Annotated in this window: 11 protein-coding genes, 1 rRNA gene and 1 pseudogene; 4 read left to right on the top strand and 9 right to left on the bottom strand. The window is 70.7% G+C overall.

Annotation, left to right across the window (positions count from 1 at the left end; all coding sequences use genetic code 11):
• Positions 1 to 8: 8 nt before the first annotated feature.
• Positions 9 to 125 (top strand): 5S ribosomal RNA (rrf, locus tag KUM32_RS29595).
• Between the two features lie 75 nt (positions 126 to 200).
• Here rrf and KUM32_RS29600 read toward each other — a convergent pair.
• Both KUM32_RS29600 and KUM32_RS29605 read right to left on the bottom strand, forming a co-directional pair.
• A complete protein-coding gene (locus tag KUM32_RS29600; RefSeq protein ID WP_217145051.1) occupies positions 201 to 866 on the bottom strand; it encodes a response regulator transcription factor in 666 nt (221 codons plus the stop codon).
• Positions 863 to 2,119 carry a sensor histidine kinase gene (locus KUM32_RS29605; protein WP_217145052.1) on the bottom strand — a complete coding sequence of 419 codons (1,257 nt, stop codon included), beginning with the start codon at positions 2,117 to 2,119 and terminating at the stop codon, positions 863 to 865. Before KUM32_RS29605 ends, KUM32_RS29600 begins: the two co-directional genes overlap by 4 nt.
• A 96-nt stretch (positions 2,120 to 2,215) precedes the next feature.
• Here KUM32_RS29605 and KUM32_RS29610 point away from each other — a divergent pair.
• A pseudogene (locus KUM32_RS29610) lies at positions 2,216 to 2,708 on the top strand (GNAT family N-acetyltransferase).
• A gap of 12 nt (positions 2,709 to 2,720) precedes the next feature.
• On the opposite strand, the gene KUM32_RS29615 reads toward KUM32_RS29610, so the two are convergent.
• From KUM32_RS29615 to KUM32_RS29640, 6 genes are all read right to left on the bottom strand, one after another.
• Positions 2,721 to 4,202, bottom strand: a complete 1,482-nt coding sequence (locus KUM32_RS29615) for a type IV secretory system conjugative DNA transfer family protein (protein WP_217145053.1) — start codon at positions 4,200 to 4,202, stop codon at positions 2,721 to 2,723.
• Between the two features lie 23 nt (positions 4,203 to 4,225).
• On the bottom strand, positions 4,226 to 5,638 hold the full coding sequence (locus tag KUM32_RS29620) for an ATP-binding protein (RefSeq protein WP_217145054.1): 1,413 nt from the start codon (positions 5,636 to 5,638) through the stop codon (positions 4,226 to 4,228).
• A 12-nt stretch (positions 5,639 to 5,650) separates the two neighbouring features.
• On the bottom strand, positions 5,651 to 7,210 hold the full coding sequence (locus KUM32_RS29625) for an SCO6880 family protein (RefSeq protein WP_217145055.1): 1,560 nt from the start codon (positions 7,208 to 7,210) through the stop codon (positions 5,651 to 5,653).
• A complete protein-coding gene (locus KUM32_RS29630; protein ID WP_217145056.1) occupies positions 7,207 to 8,544 on the bottom strand; it encodes a hypothetical protein in 1,338 nt (445 codons plus the stop codon). The genes KUM32_RS29625 and KUM32_RS29630 overlap by 4 nt, the downstream gene beginning before the upstream one ends.
• Positions 8,534 to 9,346 (bottom strand): hypothetical protein, encoded by an 813-nt coding sequence (locus KUM32_RS29635; protein WP_217145057.1) that lies wholly within the window; start codon positions 9,344 to 9,346, stop codon positions 8,534 to 8,536. Before KUM32_RS29635 ends, KUM32_RS29630 begins: the two co-directional genes overlap by 11 nt.
• Before the next feature lie 166 nt (positions 9,347 to 9,512).
• Positions 9,513 to 9,821 carry a hypothetical protein gene (locus KUM32_RS29640; RefSeq protein WP_190204669.1) on the bottom strand — a complete coding sequence of 103 codons (309 nt, stop codon included), beginning with the start codon at positions 9,819 to 9,821 and terminating at the stop codon, positions 9,513 to 9,515.
• 504 nt (positions 9,822 to 10,325) lie between these two features.
• On the opposite strand from KUM32_RS29640, the gene KUM32_RS29645 reads away from it, so the two are divergent.
• Together KUM32_RS29645 and KUM32_RS29650 are read left to right on the top strand one after the other, a co-directional pair.
• Entirely contained in the window at positions 10,326 to 11,345 is a 1,020-nt protein-coding gene (locus KUM32_RS29645; protein ID WP_217145058.1) for a bifunctional lytic transglycosylase/C40 family peptidase, read from the top strand.
• Between the two features lie 238 nt (positions 11,346 to 11,583).
• Positions 11,584 to 12,294 (top strand): phosphatase PAP2 family protein, encoded by a 711-nt coding sequence (locus tag KUM32_RS29650; RefSeq protein ID WP_217145059.1) that lies wholly within the window; start codon positions 11,584 to 11,586, stop codon positions 12,292 to 12,294.
• 15 nt (positions 12,295 to 12,309) lie between these two features.
• Here the strand turns inward: KUM32_RS29650 and KUM32_RS29655 are convergent.
• Positions 12,310 to 13,729: FAD-binding oxidoreductase (locus KUM32_RS29655; RefSeq protein WP_217145060.1), on the bottom strand; the 1,420-nt coding region annotated here is incomplete at its 5' end.

Here is a 13,729-nt window from a genome sequence, read left to right on the forward strand (position 1 = left end):
CATAGTGTTTCGGTGGTCATAGCGTAGGGGAAACGCCCGGTTACATTCCGAACCCGGAAGCTAAGCCTTACAGCGCCGATGGTACTGCAGGGGGGACCCTGTGGGAGAGTAGGACGCCGCCGAACAATTTTTGGTAGAGAGGGGAACCCCGCACCGTTATGGTGCGGGGTTTTCTGCGTTCACAGGGCCTCCGGGGCTATTCAGGACGGCTTCACCAGCTTCGTGTCGTACGCCAGGATCACCGCCTGGACGCGGTCGCGTGAGCCCGTTTTGGCGAGGATGCGGCCCACGTGGGTCTTCACCGTGGACTCGGCCAGGTGCAGGCGCTGCGCTATCTCCGTGTTGGTCCAGCCCTGGCCCATCACCCTGAGGATCTCGCTCTCGCGGTCGGTGAGTGCGGCCAGGCGCGGATCAGGGGAGTCGTCCGCTTCCGTCGGGGCCGGGAGGTGATGGACGTAGGCGTCGAGCAGACGGCGGGTCAGGCTCGGGGCCACCACGGCGTCGCCCGTCGCCACCGCTCGGACACCGGAGAGCAGTTCCTCGGGCTGGGCGTCCTTGACGAGGAAGCCGGAAGCCCCGGCACGCAGGCCGGCGTAGGCGTACTCGTCGAGGTCGAAGGTCGTGAGGATGAGGACCCGGGTGCGGCCCCCGGAGGCGACGATGCGGCGGGTGGCCTCGATGCCGTCCAGGCCGGGCATCCGGACGTCCATGAGAACGACATCGGGACCGAGTTCGGCCGTCATACGGGCGGCTTCGGCGCCGTTGGCGGCCTCACCCACGACCGTCATGTCGTCCTGGCTCTCCAGGAGCATCCGGAAACCGAAGCGCTGCAACGGCTGGTCGTCGGCGATGAGGACGGTGGTCACTGCGGGGATTCCTCCGGTAGGTGCAGGTGGACGCGCCAGCCCTGTTCGGGGCCGGGGCGGGGGCCGGCCTCAAGTGTGCCGCCGTACAGGGACGTTCGCTCGCGCATGCCGGGCAGGCCGCGGCCGTCGGACAGGGCCGGGGTCGGGGCGCCGTGGCCGGTGTCGGTGACCGTGAGGGCGACGGCGCCGCCGGGCTCGTAGCAGAGGTCGATGTGGGCGGTGGCTTCGGGGCCGGCGTGCTTGAGGGTGTTGGTGAGGGCTTCCTGGATGATGCGGTAGACCGTGAGCTGGCGGCCCTCGGGGAGCGTGGCGTGACCCCGGACGGTCGTACGGACGGGGAGGCCGGCCCTGCGGACGCCGTCGACGAGTTGGTCGAGGTCCGTGAGGGCGGGCTGGGGGGCCAGTTCGGCCTGGTCTCCGTCCTGCTCGTCGTCGCGCAGGACGTCGAGCAGGCGGCGGAGCTCGCCCAGGGCCTGGCGGCTGGTGGTACCGATGGCGTCGAGAGCCTGGGCGGCGCGTTCCGGGGACTTGGCGGCGGCGTAGCGGCCACCGTCGGCGAGACCGGTGATGACGGAGAGGTTGTGGCCGATGATGTCGTGCATCTCGCGGGCGATGCGCGCGCGTTCGGCCGCGGCGGCGAGCCGGCCCTGCTGGTCGCGCTCGACCTCCAGGCGCCGGGCACGGTCCTCCAGGGCCTCGGTGTAGTTGCGTCGGGTGCGGACCGTGACGGCGATGAGGACGACGACGCCGACGGACACCAGTTGGGAGCCGAGCTGCTGGTTCCAGGTGCCCTCGCCGTGACGGGCCACCGTGACGCAGGTGGGGGCGATCAGCAGGGTGATCACCCACCACAGGGAGCGCAGGGGCAGCCGCAGGACGATGTGGAAGACCAGCACCAGCTGGAGGAGGGCGGCCTGGAGGAGGACGCCGGACCAGGCGTTCACCAGGGCCACCGGCGCCATCACGAGGAGGGTGGCCCGGGGGTGGACGCGGCGCCAGAGCAGGGGAACGGAAAGGCCGAGGCTCAGGACCAGGACGAGCCCGTCCGGCACGTCGGTGTCGTGGGCGACGTTGCGCCATCCGCCGCCGAGGCAGTCGATCAGGGCGGCCGTGACCCAGAAACCGGTGAAGAGCAGGTCCCACACGAGCGGGCGGCGCCGGTCGAAGGCGCGGAAGCGCCGGTTGACGCGCTGGACGTACTCGGTGAGGGGTTCCGCCGTTCGTTCTTCCGGCACGGGCTTCACGGACTCCATCCGACCATGATCGGGGCTGCCCGGAGCGGTGGGCGTCCGTCCCGGGGGCCGTATATCAGGTGAGGGGCGTAGTACCCGGGTATGACGGTGACCGGCATGAGTGTCCCGGCCCCCGGTGACTACGTGATCCGCTCCATACGCGCCGACGAGTGGCCCGCCGTGAAGGAGCTGCGGCTACGCGCGTTGCGGGACCCGCTCGCGCACCTGGCCCACCTGGAGACGTACGACGACGCCGCGGCCCGGCCGGACGCGTACTGGCCTCTGGCTCGGCACGCTGACCGTGCTGGTGGAGGAGGCCGGGACGACGGACTGGACGGGGTCCCCCGTCGAGCGGCGGCAGGGGCACGTGGTCGGCGTGTACGTGCGGCCCGAGTGGCGGGGGAGCGGGCTGACCAAGGCGCTGTTCGGCGCCGGGCTGGAGTGGGCCTGGGCCGGCGGTGCGGAACGGGTGCGGCTCGTCGTGCACCCGGACAACGAGCGGGCGCAGGGCGCCTACCGCAAGGCGGGGTTCGTGCCGAGTGGCCGGACGGTGCCGCCGACGGGTGGGAAGCGCGGTGAGGTCGAGCTGGAGTTCGTGATCGAGCCCTGACGCGTCCGGCGGCTACGGGCGCCGCACCGGCAGCTCGTCGTGCGGCCAGCGGGCCCGGCCCTGTTCGCGGGACCGGAGCAGGGCCAGCGTCGGCATGCCCCGCTCCGCGCCCGTGGCCAGCAGCTCCGGGAGCTGGGGGAGGGGAGCGACGGCCGCGACGTCGTCCAGGACGAGCGTCATTGGTGGGTCGAGGCGACCGGAGGATGACCGTTCGGCCATGCGCCGGCCGCGCTCGACCACGCTGGAGACGAGCGCCGTCAGCAGCGGCATCGCGCCCGGGCTCGTGCGGGGGTCCTCAATGGACTCACCCACCACGTAAAGGGTTCCCTGTTCGTGGACGAAGGAATCCAAGGCGAGGGCATCAATTCGGTTGGGAGTGCACGCCTCACGGATGTTGACCATCGACAGGGCGGCCAGGGCCCGGGTGGTCAGCTGCTGAGCCATGTCCCGGCGTTCGGGGTGGGCGGTGAGTGCCCCTTCGAGTTCGCCCGCGGCACCGGGGGCGGCTTTGGGACTGGTACGGAGGATGCGTACGGCGTCCTGGATCTGGCCGCCCTGCGACCAGCGGTGGATGTGGCGGACGGTGCGGCCGTCGACGGCGGCGGCGTGGAGGTAGCTGCGCAGGAGCAGCTCGGCGGTGTCGCCGACCGCCTGGTCGAGGCGGGCGGTCGGGCGGACCGGCGCGAGGAGGGCGGCCGCTCTCGCCGTGGCGGTCCGCCTGTCCTCGCAGCCGGCGATGGGGGACCAGTGGAGGCGGGCCGGTGTGTCGCAGAGGTGGGCGGGGTCGTAGAGCAGGACCGGCCCGAGTTTGGACCGGGCGTCCTTGGTCTCCTGCCAGAGGGCGGGATTCGACGTGATGACGAGGGCGGCGCCTTCCGCGGCGCGCAGAGCGTGGATCGCGGTGGAGTGGCGGGTGTCCGGCGGGCCGTAGTGCACCGCGCCTTCGGGGCGGTCCGTCGCCCACCCGGCCACCGGCGCTTCGACGGCTGCGGGGGCCAGGGGCTCCTCTTCCGCGCGCGTCTCCTGGTGCGGCACCCTCGGCATCGGCACCTCGTGCACCTCGTGCGCCTGCGTCGGTTCCGGGGTCGGTTCCCGCTTCCCGGCCTTTGCCGCCGCTGCCTCCGCGCGCCGGCGCTGCCGTACCGCCCTCCAGCGGGCCACCGTGCCCATCACGAACACGGCCAGCACCACCAGCACCATCAACTGGCCGATGAACAGCCCCCAGAAGAGGCCGTACCCGGACAGCTCCGTCTCCGGGGCGTCCGGCCAGGCGCCGGGGATGTCGTGGGGTTCGGCGATCAGGTGGCGCATGGCCAGGGGGGTGGCGGTGAAGGTGACGCCGGTGGGCCAGGCGCCGTGGGAGAACAGGCCGGCGAGGCCGGTCGCCGTCCACACCAGCAGGGTCATGCCGAGGAGGAAGGCGAGGATGCCGATCAGCAGGCCGTCCGGGATGCCGCCACCCTGGCCGTCCCGCCGCTGGTCGTCCGGTCTCATCCGTGAAGTCCCTCCCCCTCCGCCTACGCCACCGTCGATTCGGACGAGTCGCCGAGGTGCTGCTCCATGAAGGCCGCGGCGCGTTCCTCCGCCTCCAGCTCCGCGGCGCGCAGCGCGTCGTCGTTGAAGTCGGCGGAGGACTCGGTCATCGCGCGGTCGGTGAAGACCAGGGGGCGTTCCGTCTCGGTGACCAGGTGTTTGACCACCTGGACGTTGCCGTTGACGTCCCACACCGCGATGCCGGGGGTGAGGGAGGGGATGATCTCCACCGCCCAGCGTGGCAGACCCAGGACGCGTCCGGTCGCCCGCGCCTCGTCGGCCTTCTGGGCGTAGATCGTCCGCGTCGAGGCCATCTTCAGGATGGCCGCCGCCTCCTTGGCCGCGGCCCCGTCGACGACGTCCGACAGGTGGTGCACCACCGCCACGAAGGACAGTCCCAGCCGGCGTCCGAACTTCAGCAGCCGCTGGAACAGCTGCGCCACGAACGGGCTGTTGATGATGTGCCAGGCCTCCTCGACCAGGAAGATGCGCTTCTTCCGGTCGGGCCGGATCCAGGTGTGCTCCAGCCACACCCCGACGATGGCCATGAGGATGGGCATGGCGATGGAGTTGCGGTCGATGTGGGAGAGGTCGAAGACGATGAGGGGGGCGTCGAGGTCGATGCCGACCGTCGTCGGGCCGTCGAACATGCCGCGCAGGTCACCGTCGACGAGCCGGTCCAGGACCAGCGCCACGTCCAGGCCCCAGGCCCGTACGTCGTCTATGGCGACGTTCATCGCCTCGGCCGACTCCGGCTCGGGGTGGCGGAGCTGCTCGACGATGTCGGTCAGGACGGGCTGGCGCTCGACGATGGTCTCGTTGACGTAGGCGTGCGCGACCTTGAGCGCGAAGCCGGAGCGCTCGTCGAGGCCGTGCCCCATCGCGACCTCGATGATCGTGCGGAGCAGGGCCAGCTGCCCGGTCGTGGTGATCGCCGGGTCCAGGGGGTTGAGCCGGATGCCGTGGTCCAGGGCGGCCATCGGGTCCAGCCGGATGGGAGTTATCCCCAGTTCCTCGGCGATCAGGTTCCACTCGCCGACGCCGTCCTCGCCCTGGGCGTCGAGGACGACGACCTGGCGGTCGCGGAAGCGGAGCTGGCGCAGGACGTACGTCTTCTCGAGTGCCGACTTGCCGTTTCCCGACTCGCCGAGCACCAGCCAGTGCGGCGCGGGGAGCTGCTGGCCGTACAGCTGGAAGGGGTCGTAGATGTACCCCTTGCCGGAGTAGACCTCGCGGCCGATGATCACGCCGGAGTCGCCGAGGCCGGGAGCGGCGGTCGGCAGGTAGACGGCCTGCGCCTGCCCGGTCGAGGTGCGGACGGGGAGGCGGGTCGTCTCCACCTTCCCGAACAGGAAGGACGTGAAGGCGTCGGTGAGGACGGACAGCGGGTCCCGCATCAGGCTCAGCCCCTACCTTCGGATGCCGGTGGCGAACGGAAGTGTGTTCACGAAGGCGCGGTGGTGCTCGCGGTCGCACCACTCCAGTTTCAGGTACGACTTTCCGGCCGAGGCCCTGATCGTCCGCTTGTCGCGGGCCAGTGCCTCGGGGGTGCGGGAGGAGACGGTGATGTAGCCGACCAGGTTGACGCCGGCCGCGCCGCTGGCGAGGTCCTCGCCGCGCTGGTCGAGACGCGAGTGGGCGGCGAGGTCGCGGGGGTCGACGGTCCGGTTCATCTTGGCGGCGCGGGAGGCCTCGGCCTCGTCGTTCGTCTTCTCGGTCAGCATGCGTTCGATGGCCACCTCGGTGGGTTCGAGGTCCATCGTCACGGCCACCGTCCGGATGACGTCCGGGGTGTGCACGAGCAGCGGCGCGAGGAAGTTCACGCCGACCGGGGTCATCGGCCACTCCTTGACCCAGGCGGTGGCGTGGCACCAGGGGGCGCGGGTGGAGGACTCGCGGGTCTTGGCCTGGAGGTAGGTGGGCTCCATCGCGTCCAGCTCGGCCGGCCAGGCGTTGCGCTTGGTCATCGCCTGGAGGTGGTCGATGGGGTGGTCCGGGTCGTACATGGAGTGGACGAGCGAGGCGAGCCGGCCCTGGCCGAGCGGCTGCCGGACGCGGATGTCGGCCTCCTGGAGGCGGGAGCAGATGTCGGTCAGCTCACGCGCCATGACGATGGCCAGCCCCGCGTCCCGGTCCAGCTTGCGCCCGTTCTGCGGCCGGGAGGCCCGGGCCATGGCGTTGGCCTCGGCGGCCAGTTCGCGGGAGTAGTGCATGCAGGCGACGAGGTAGGCGCGGTGCTGCTCGCTGCTGGTGGACACCATCGACTGGAGCTGGTCGTACGACTGCTGCAGCCACGGCAGCGCCCTGTCGTCGCCGCGCTGGGCGACGTCCTTGGCGTGCGCGTCGGGGTCGGCCGGGAGGGTGCGGGCGAGCATCTGGATGCGGGTGACGAAGCCGTCGCCGTTGGCCACGTGCTTGAGCAGGGTGCCGAAGCGGTCGACGAGGGCTTCCTGGTCCTCGGAGTCGCGCAGGCCCACGCCGGGGCCCTCGATCTCGATCGCGGCCGTCACCGTCTTGCGGTCGGCGTGCAGCAGGACGGCGATCTCGTCCGGCCCGAAGGGCGCGGCCAGCCAGGTGATGCGCCCGATGCCGGGCGGCGGGCCGACCTCGACCTCCCGGCCGTCGAGCCGGGTGCCGGCCTCGATGGCGCCGGAGCGGTAGGTGGTGCCCTTGCGCAGCGTCCGCTTGTAGCTGCGGTTGATCTCGAACCACTTGTAGAACGTCCGGTGCCGGTAGGGCACGTAGACCGCCGCGAGGGCGAGCATCGGGAAGCCGCAGAGCAGCACGATGCGCAGGGTCAGGACGGGGACGAGGAGCCCGCACATCATGCCGAGGAACGCGCCCACGACGATCAGCGCGATCTCACCGGTCTCGCGGTTGCGGCCGACGATCGCGTTCGGCCGGGCGCGGCCGATCAGATACGTACGGCGGGGCGTGACCGGATGGGACACGTGGGACTCGGTCGTCAACGCCCGTCACCTCCTGTGCTGTTGCTACCGCCGGTGCTGCGGTTGTTGCTGGCGTGGGGAGTGTTCACCGGGCTGCCGGAGCGCGGTGCGGGGGCGGCGGAAGGGACATGTCCGCCGCCGTTCGAGGGGCGCGAGCTGTGCGCGGCGACTCCGCCGGAGGCGGGGTTCGAGGGCCGGGACGCGGTGGCGGAGCCGGTCTGGCCGCCTCCGGCGTCGCCGTTGTGGCGGGTGCTGTGGGTTCTGATGCCCTGGGCGACCAGGTTCGCCGGGGAGCTGATCACGGCCGCGGCCTTGCCCTCGGCGCCCTGCATGATGCGGTTGTTGCGGGAGCCGGCGATCTCGTCGCCGAAGCCGGGGACGAAGCGGTAGATCATCGCCGAGGCGAAGATCGCGAGCAGGATGATGGCGAGGCCGGAGACGACGGCCGAGAAGGCGTCCGGTCCGTCGTCGGTGGACAGCGCGCCGGCGAGACCGAGCACGATGACGATGACGGGCTTGACGAGGATCACGGCGATCATGATCCCCGCCCAGCGGCGGACGTGTCCCCACAGGTTCTTGTCGACCAGCCCGGCGTAGACGACGGTGCCGAGCAGGGCGCCGACGTAGAGCAGGGCGGCGCGGATGACGAGCTCCAGCCACAGGACGCCGGCGGCGAGGACGGAGACCAGCGAGACGACGATCAGCATGATCGGTCCGCCGCCGATGTCCTCGCCCTTCTTCAGGGCGCCGGAGAACGTGCCGAAGAAGGTGTCCGTCTGGTCGCCGGTCGTCTTCGCGAGCACGTCGGTGACGCCGTCGGTCGCGGAGACGACCGTGTAGAGGATCAGCGGCGTGAAGGCCGACGCCAGGACGGTGAGCCACAGGAACCCGATGGCCTCGGACAGCGCGGTGGTGAGGGGGACGCCGCGCACGGCGCGCTTCGCCACCGCGAGGAGCCACAGGAGGAGCGTGAGGATCGTCGACGCCGCGAAGACGACGGCGTACTGCTGGAGGAACTTCGGGTTCGTGAAGTCGACCTCGGCGGTGTCCTGCACGGCCGCGCTGAGCTTGTCGACGGTCCAGGACGCGGCGTCGGCACAGCCCTTGGCGAGGGAGGAGAGGGGGTCGAGGGAGGAGGGGACACCGTCGGGGGTGCTGCCACCTCCGGTGGAGCCGCCGCCTTCGCCGCGTTCGCAGTAGTCCTTGGCGGGGCCGTGGATCAGGTCGCAGGGGTCATCGCTTGGTGTGGGCGAGGGGGTGGGCGCGGCGACGACCCGGGTGGCGAAAAGGAGCGTAGACGCCTGTACGGCTGCGATGACACCGGTCAGTTCGAGTACGCGGCGGTTAACGGGCATACGACAACCCTCCGTACTCCTGGACGGCCTTCGCCATCTCGTCCGCGCTGGAGGCCTTGTCATCGCCGGGGATCGGCGTTGGGCCGTCTTTCTGGGAGTGCGTCACGATCTTCCAGTCACCACTGACCCACTCAAGCGACATGGTGATGGTGAACCAGCTGTTCGTGACGGGGGCCGTGGAGTTCTGACCCGCAAGTCCAAGCAAGCCGCTGCACCAGACCTCGACGGTTGCCTTGTCAGCGGAGCCCTCGGTGAGCTTGGTACCGATCGGGCTCGTACGGGACACGAAGGTGTAGCCCTTCGGTGTCGAGCCGTCCTCGTTCAGGCCGACATTCGTGTTGAATCCCGGGTTGTACGCCTTGTCCAGGGTGGCCACGAAGCCTGCCACTCTGGAAGGGACGATGATGGCCTTCAGGATGGGGTCTCGCTTGGACTTGTCGAACATCTCGGCCGAGCCCAGCGCCACCGCGTAGTTCGCCGCCGCGCTCTGTGCCCCCTGCTCGTCGTGGGCGAAGCCCGATCGGACCGGTTCCTTGCCCGAGGGGGCCGTCGCGGACGTCTTGGGCTTGTCCTCGGCGGTGTCGTCCGAGGTTGCGGAATCGTCTCCTCCTCGGTTCGCGAACGCGATCGCGGCGATGAGGAGGACGACGACGCCCACCACGGTGACCAGGCTCCGGGACGACGAGCGGCCGGTGCGGCGGGGGCCGCCGTAGCCGTCGCCGCCGCCGTCGGGCAGCCGCGTCCGTGTCTGCCCCGTGCCGCCGTAACCGCCGGAGGACTGGTGGTCGTCTCCGAGACTCATGCCGCGTACGCCCCCTCGACGTCGTACCTGCCGTACGAGTACGACGGTAGCCGTGCTGGTTCCCGCGCGGGCGCGGTGTTATGACTCGACATCAGGGAAACGCAACCTCAGCCAGGTTGGCACAACGGGCGGGTGGGGTGGAGGGGGAGGACGGATACTCGCTGGGCTACACGGCCATCCCGTACACGATGGTGAAGAGCGTGCCGAGCGAGCCGATGATGAACACGCCCGTCAGGCCCGCGATGATGAGGCCCTTGCCCTGCTCCGCGCTGAAGGTGTCACGGAGCGCGGTGGCGCCGATGCGCTGCTTGGCGGCGCCCCAGATGGCGATGCCGAGACAGAGCAGGATGGCTACGGCCATGACGACCTGGACCATCGTCTTCGCCTCGGTCCCCAGCGCACCGAAGGGGCCCCAGTCCGGAGCGATCCCGCCGATGATGGTGTTGATGTCTCCCTTGTCGGCCGCAAAGAGCATGTAAGTCACCGCCCCTGTTGGGTAGTTCCGCGCCCTCTGCGGACGTGCAGAGGTCAGGCCTCATTGTCGCCGACAACGGCGCCGTCGTATGTCGACTTGGCGTCATTGATTGGCGGGTTTCGTACGAATAGCTTGCCACCGGTCCGCGCCGGCCCCTAACAGGGTGGCGCGGACCGGTGTGTAAAGAGTCGTATGGTCACTCTGTGTATCACGTCGTGTTACTCCGGGCAATGATGCTGAAGCGCAACCTGTCCGGCGGTTGCGTCGTTGGGCCCTTCTGCGACGTGATCGGGCCCGCCCGCTTCGCGACCGGCGCGCGGGCCCGCCGCTTCTGACGGGCCGTCGTGCCGGCGGGCGCCGGGCGTCCGTTCCGCCGGGCCCGCGGGGATGCGCTGTTCGGTGGGACCCCACCTGGGGCAAAGCTCCCATCGCGCTCCCCTTCCTGAGCGGCCGTGACAGAAGCGGGCTCGACATGGCCGGAAAACGTCATTGAACGGCCAGGACATGGGGGAAAGTTGGACCATGCGCAAGATGTGGGTGGGTGCCGGTGTCGCCGTCGCCCTGGGGATGGGCTTCGTGATGCTGCTCGTCGTGGGCGTCTTCCTCGTCGCCGGCGACCCCGCGGGCGGCGCCGGCGGCGCGACGAAGAGGCTCGCCAAGGGGTCGGTCCCCGCGGCCTACCAGCCGCTCGTGCAGAAGTGGGGCAATCTCTGCCCGGCCATCAACCCGGCGCTGCTCGCCGCCCAGCTCTACCAGGAGAGCGGTTTCAACCCGAAGGCGCAGAGCGCGGCGGCGGCGCAGGGCATCGCGCAGTTCATCCCCGGGACGTGGGCCACCCACGGGATCGACGGGGACGGGGACGGCGACCGGGACGTGTGGGATCCGGCGGACGCCATTCCGTCGGCGGCTTCCTACGACTGCTCCCTCGCCTCGTACGTGAAGGACGTGCCCGGGAACGCGACCGAGAACATGCTGGCCTCCTACAACGCGGGGGCATACGCGGTCATCAAGTACCAGGGCGTGCCGCCGTACAAGGAGACCCAGAACTACGTCAAGGTGATCACCACCTTGGAGAAGAGCTTCGCCGCGCCCACCACCCGGGTCGATCCGTCCGAGCAGGCGGCGGGGGCCATCGCCTACGCGCAGAAGAAACTCGGGACGCTCTATCTGTGGGGCGGCAACGGGACGCCCGAGCACGGTGGGCGTTTCGACTGCTCCGGGCTGACCAAGGCGGCGTACGAGAGCGTGGGCATCAAGTTGCCGCGGGTCGCCAACGACCAGTACAACGCGGGGCCCCATCCCAGCCGGGACGAGTTGCTCCCCGGTGATCTGGTGTTCTTCTCGGACGACCTCACCAACTCGCGGGCCATCCGGCATGTGGGCATTTACGTGGGTGGCGGATACATGATCGACGCGCCGCGGACGGGTGCTGTGATCCGGTTCGACCCGATCGACACCCCCGATTACTTCGGGGCCACCCGGGTCACCGAGGATGGCGCGAAAGCGCTGCCCACCGCGGTGTGAATGCCAGGGTGTGAACCCACCGTGAACCCATGCCCTGAGCTGCGACGACGTGTCTCTCTTCGATAACGTCTGCGTGATCATTCGGTGGAGTGTGGAACGTATGGCTGGGGGCCGTGCGTTCCTGTTGACGAGTAGGTGTGCGGGGGCCAGGCGGAGCCGGCGGATCTACGACCACGGGGGTGGCAGAAGAGGCGTGCGCTCGGTGCGCCGGAGGACATGACGAAGGGGCCGCTGCACCATGGCTGGACTCGCCGAATCCGGGTCGAACCCCGACGTCGAGCTGCTCTACGACATCAACGGACTGGCCAAGGCCGCACCGCACTGGTTCGACCGGGTCATGGAGTTCGTGGGTGAGTACGGACTGCTGTTCGCGATCGTGCTGCTGGTGCTGTGGTGCTGGTGGTCCGGACGGCGGCGGGGCGGCGAGGACGCGGCCTCGAACGTCGCCGCACTGGTGTGGGCGCCGCTCGCGGCCGGTGTCGCGGTCCTGGTCAACGTGCCGATACGGGGGTTCGTCGAGCGGCCCAGGCCGTTCAAGGACCATGACGGGCTCGAAGTGCTCGTCTCCGGCAAGAACGACTTCTCCTTCGTGAGCGACCACGCGACGCTCGTCATGGCGCTGGCCGTCGCGTTGTTCGTGGCCAACCGGAAGTTCGGGATCGTCGCGATCGTGCTGGCCGTGCTCGGCGGTTTCGCCCGGGTCTACATGGGCGTGCACTACCCGACCGACGTCATCGGCGGCTTCGCCCTCGGTACGGCGGTCGCGCTCCTGCTCTCGCCGGTCGCCATGGCGCTGCTGACGCCGCTGACCCGGGCCGTCGAGCGTTCACCCCGGGCGGGGTGGCTGATCAAGGCGCGGGGCAGCGGCGGCGCCGACGGGCGGGGCGCCGTGATTCCCGGTGCGCGCAAGGAGAACGCCGGGGTGGAGGAGCGGGACCTCGCCGCGTAGGCGGTGCGCGGGCGCCTACAGCGCCTGCGGGTAGGTGAAGACGCGGTCCGGGTCGTACTGGTGCTTCAGTTGCGCCAGGCGCGGGGCCGCGTCCGCGTAGTAGGCCTTCCGCCAGTCCGTCAGGTCCGGGTCCTGGTAGTTCTGGTAGGCGGCGCCCGAGGCGTACGGGCGCATGGCCCGGTGTGCCGAGGCCAGCCAGGACCGGGCCGTGGAGCCGCTGGTTCCCGGCCGCCACGAGACGAGGTACTGGGCGAGCGTCCGCGAACGGCGGTGCACGAAAGCGGTGGCCGTCGGGGAGACGCGGTTCACCGCTCCGCCGAGCGCCGTGAACGCGATGCTGCCGGAGCCGCCGCGCACCGAGCCGACCTGTCCGAGCAGGGTACGGACGCCCGACGCCGGGATCGAGCGGTCGAAGAAGTCCGAGCGGGCCGCGTACGTCTCGCGGCCGAGCGCCCCCTTGGGGGAGCGGCCGGCGGTGGGGCCGGGGAGGTGGCACCGGGCGTCGTCGGCGAAGGACGAGCAGCCGGCGTACATCTCCATCGACTCCTCGTACGTACGGCGCTTGAGGGAGACGTGGCCCGCCGGGGCGCCGACGCGGCCGGCGAGGCGGTCGACGGCGTTCTGGAGTTCGCCGTAGGTGCCGAGGGAGAAGGCGGCGACCGAGACGGAGGGCGAGCCGCCGGTCGCGGCGGCCAGGTGCAGGGAGGACCAGATCTCGTCGGGCTGGTCCGGGCCCCACTCCTGCCAGGCGCGGACGACCGCCGCCGCCGTGCGCCAGGGCCAGGTCAGGTACGCCGTGACGGCCCGGGGCGCCGGATGGGTCCGGAAGCGCAGTTCCGTGACGATGCCGAAGTTGCCGTTGCCCGCGCCGCGCAGGGCCCAGAAGAGGTCCTTGTGCGTGGTGGCGTCGGCCGTCAGCTGGTGGCCGTCCGCCGTGACCACGGTCGCCTGGGTGAGGCTGTCGCAGGTCAGACCGTAGGCGCGGGAGACGACACCGTGGCCGCCGCCGAGGGTGAGGCCGGAGACGCCGACGGTGGGGCAGGAACCGGCCGGGATGGTCACGCCCTTCGCGGCGAGGGCGCGGTAGACGTCGATCAGCTTGGCGCCGGCGCCGACCACGGCCTGGCCGCCGCTCGCGCGGACCCGGTTCAGCTTCGAGACGTCGATGATCAGGCGGCCGTCGCCGGAGGACCAGCCGGCGTAGGAGTGGCCGCCGTTGCGGATCGCCACGGGGATGTGGTGGGCGCGGGCGTAGGAGAGGACGGTGCGGATGTCGTCGGCGTGGGCGGTGTAGGCGACGGCGGTGGGCTTGAGGGTGTCGAAGCGGGTGTTGTAGAGCTCGCGGGCCGTTTTCCAGGACTGGTCGCCGGGGCGGACGAGGGTGCCGTCGAGGGACTTGGCCAGGGTGGCCCAGGTGGCGGGGGTGGGGGAGTGG

The sequence above is a fragment of the Streptomyces sp. AC627_RSS907 genome (genome assembly GCF_019049165.1).

Coding starts and splice junctions, on each gene's coding strand:
- KUM32_RS29605 (WP_217145052.1), bottom strand. CDS start 2,119: ATGGAGTCCGTGAAGCCCGTGCCGGAAGAACGAACGGCGGAACCCCTC.
- KUM32_RS29615 (WP_217145053.1), bottom strand. CDS start 4,202: ATGAGACCGGACGACCAGCGGCGGGACGGCCAGGGTGGCGGCATCCCG.
- KUM32_RS29620 (WP_217145054.1), bottom strand. CDS start 5,638: ATGCGGGACCCGCTGTCCGTCCTCACCGACGCCTTCACGTCCTTCCTG.
- KUM32_RS29630 (WP_217145056.1), bottom strand. CDS start 8,544: ATGCCCGTTAACCGCCGCGTACTCGAACTGACCGGTGTCATCGCAGCC.
- KUM32_RS29635 (WP_217145057.1), bottom strand. CDS start 9,346: ATGAGTCTCGGAGACGACCACCAGTCCTCCGGCGGTTACGGCGGCACG.
- KUM32_RS29640 (WP_190204669.1), bottom strand. CDS start 9,821: ATGCTCTTTGCGGCCGACAAGGGAGACATCAACACCATCATCGGCGGG.
- KUM32_RS29645 (WP_217145058.1), top strand. CDS start 10,326: ATGGGGGAAAGTTGGACCATGCGCAAGATGTGGGTGGGTGCCGGTGTC.
- KUM32_RS29650 (WP_217145059.1), top strand. CDS start 11,584: ATGGCTGGACTCGCCGAATCCGGGTCGAACCCCGACGTCGAGCTGCTC.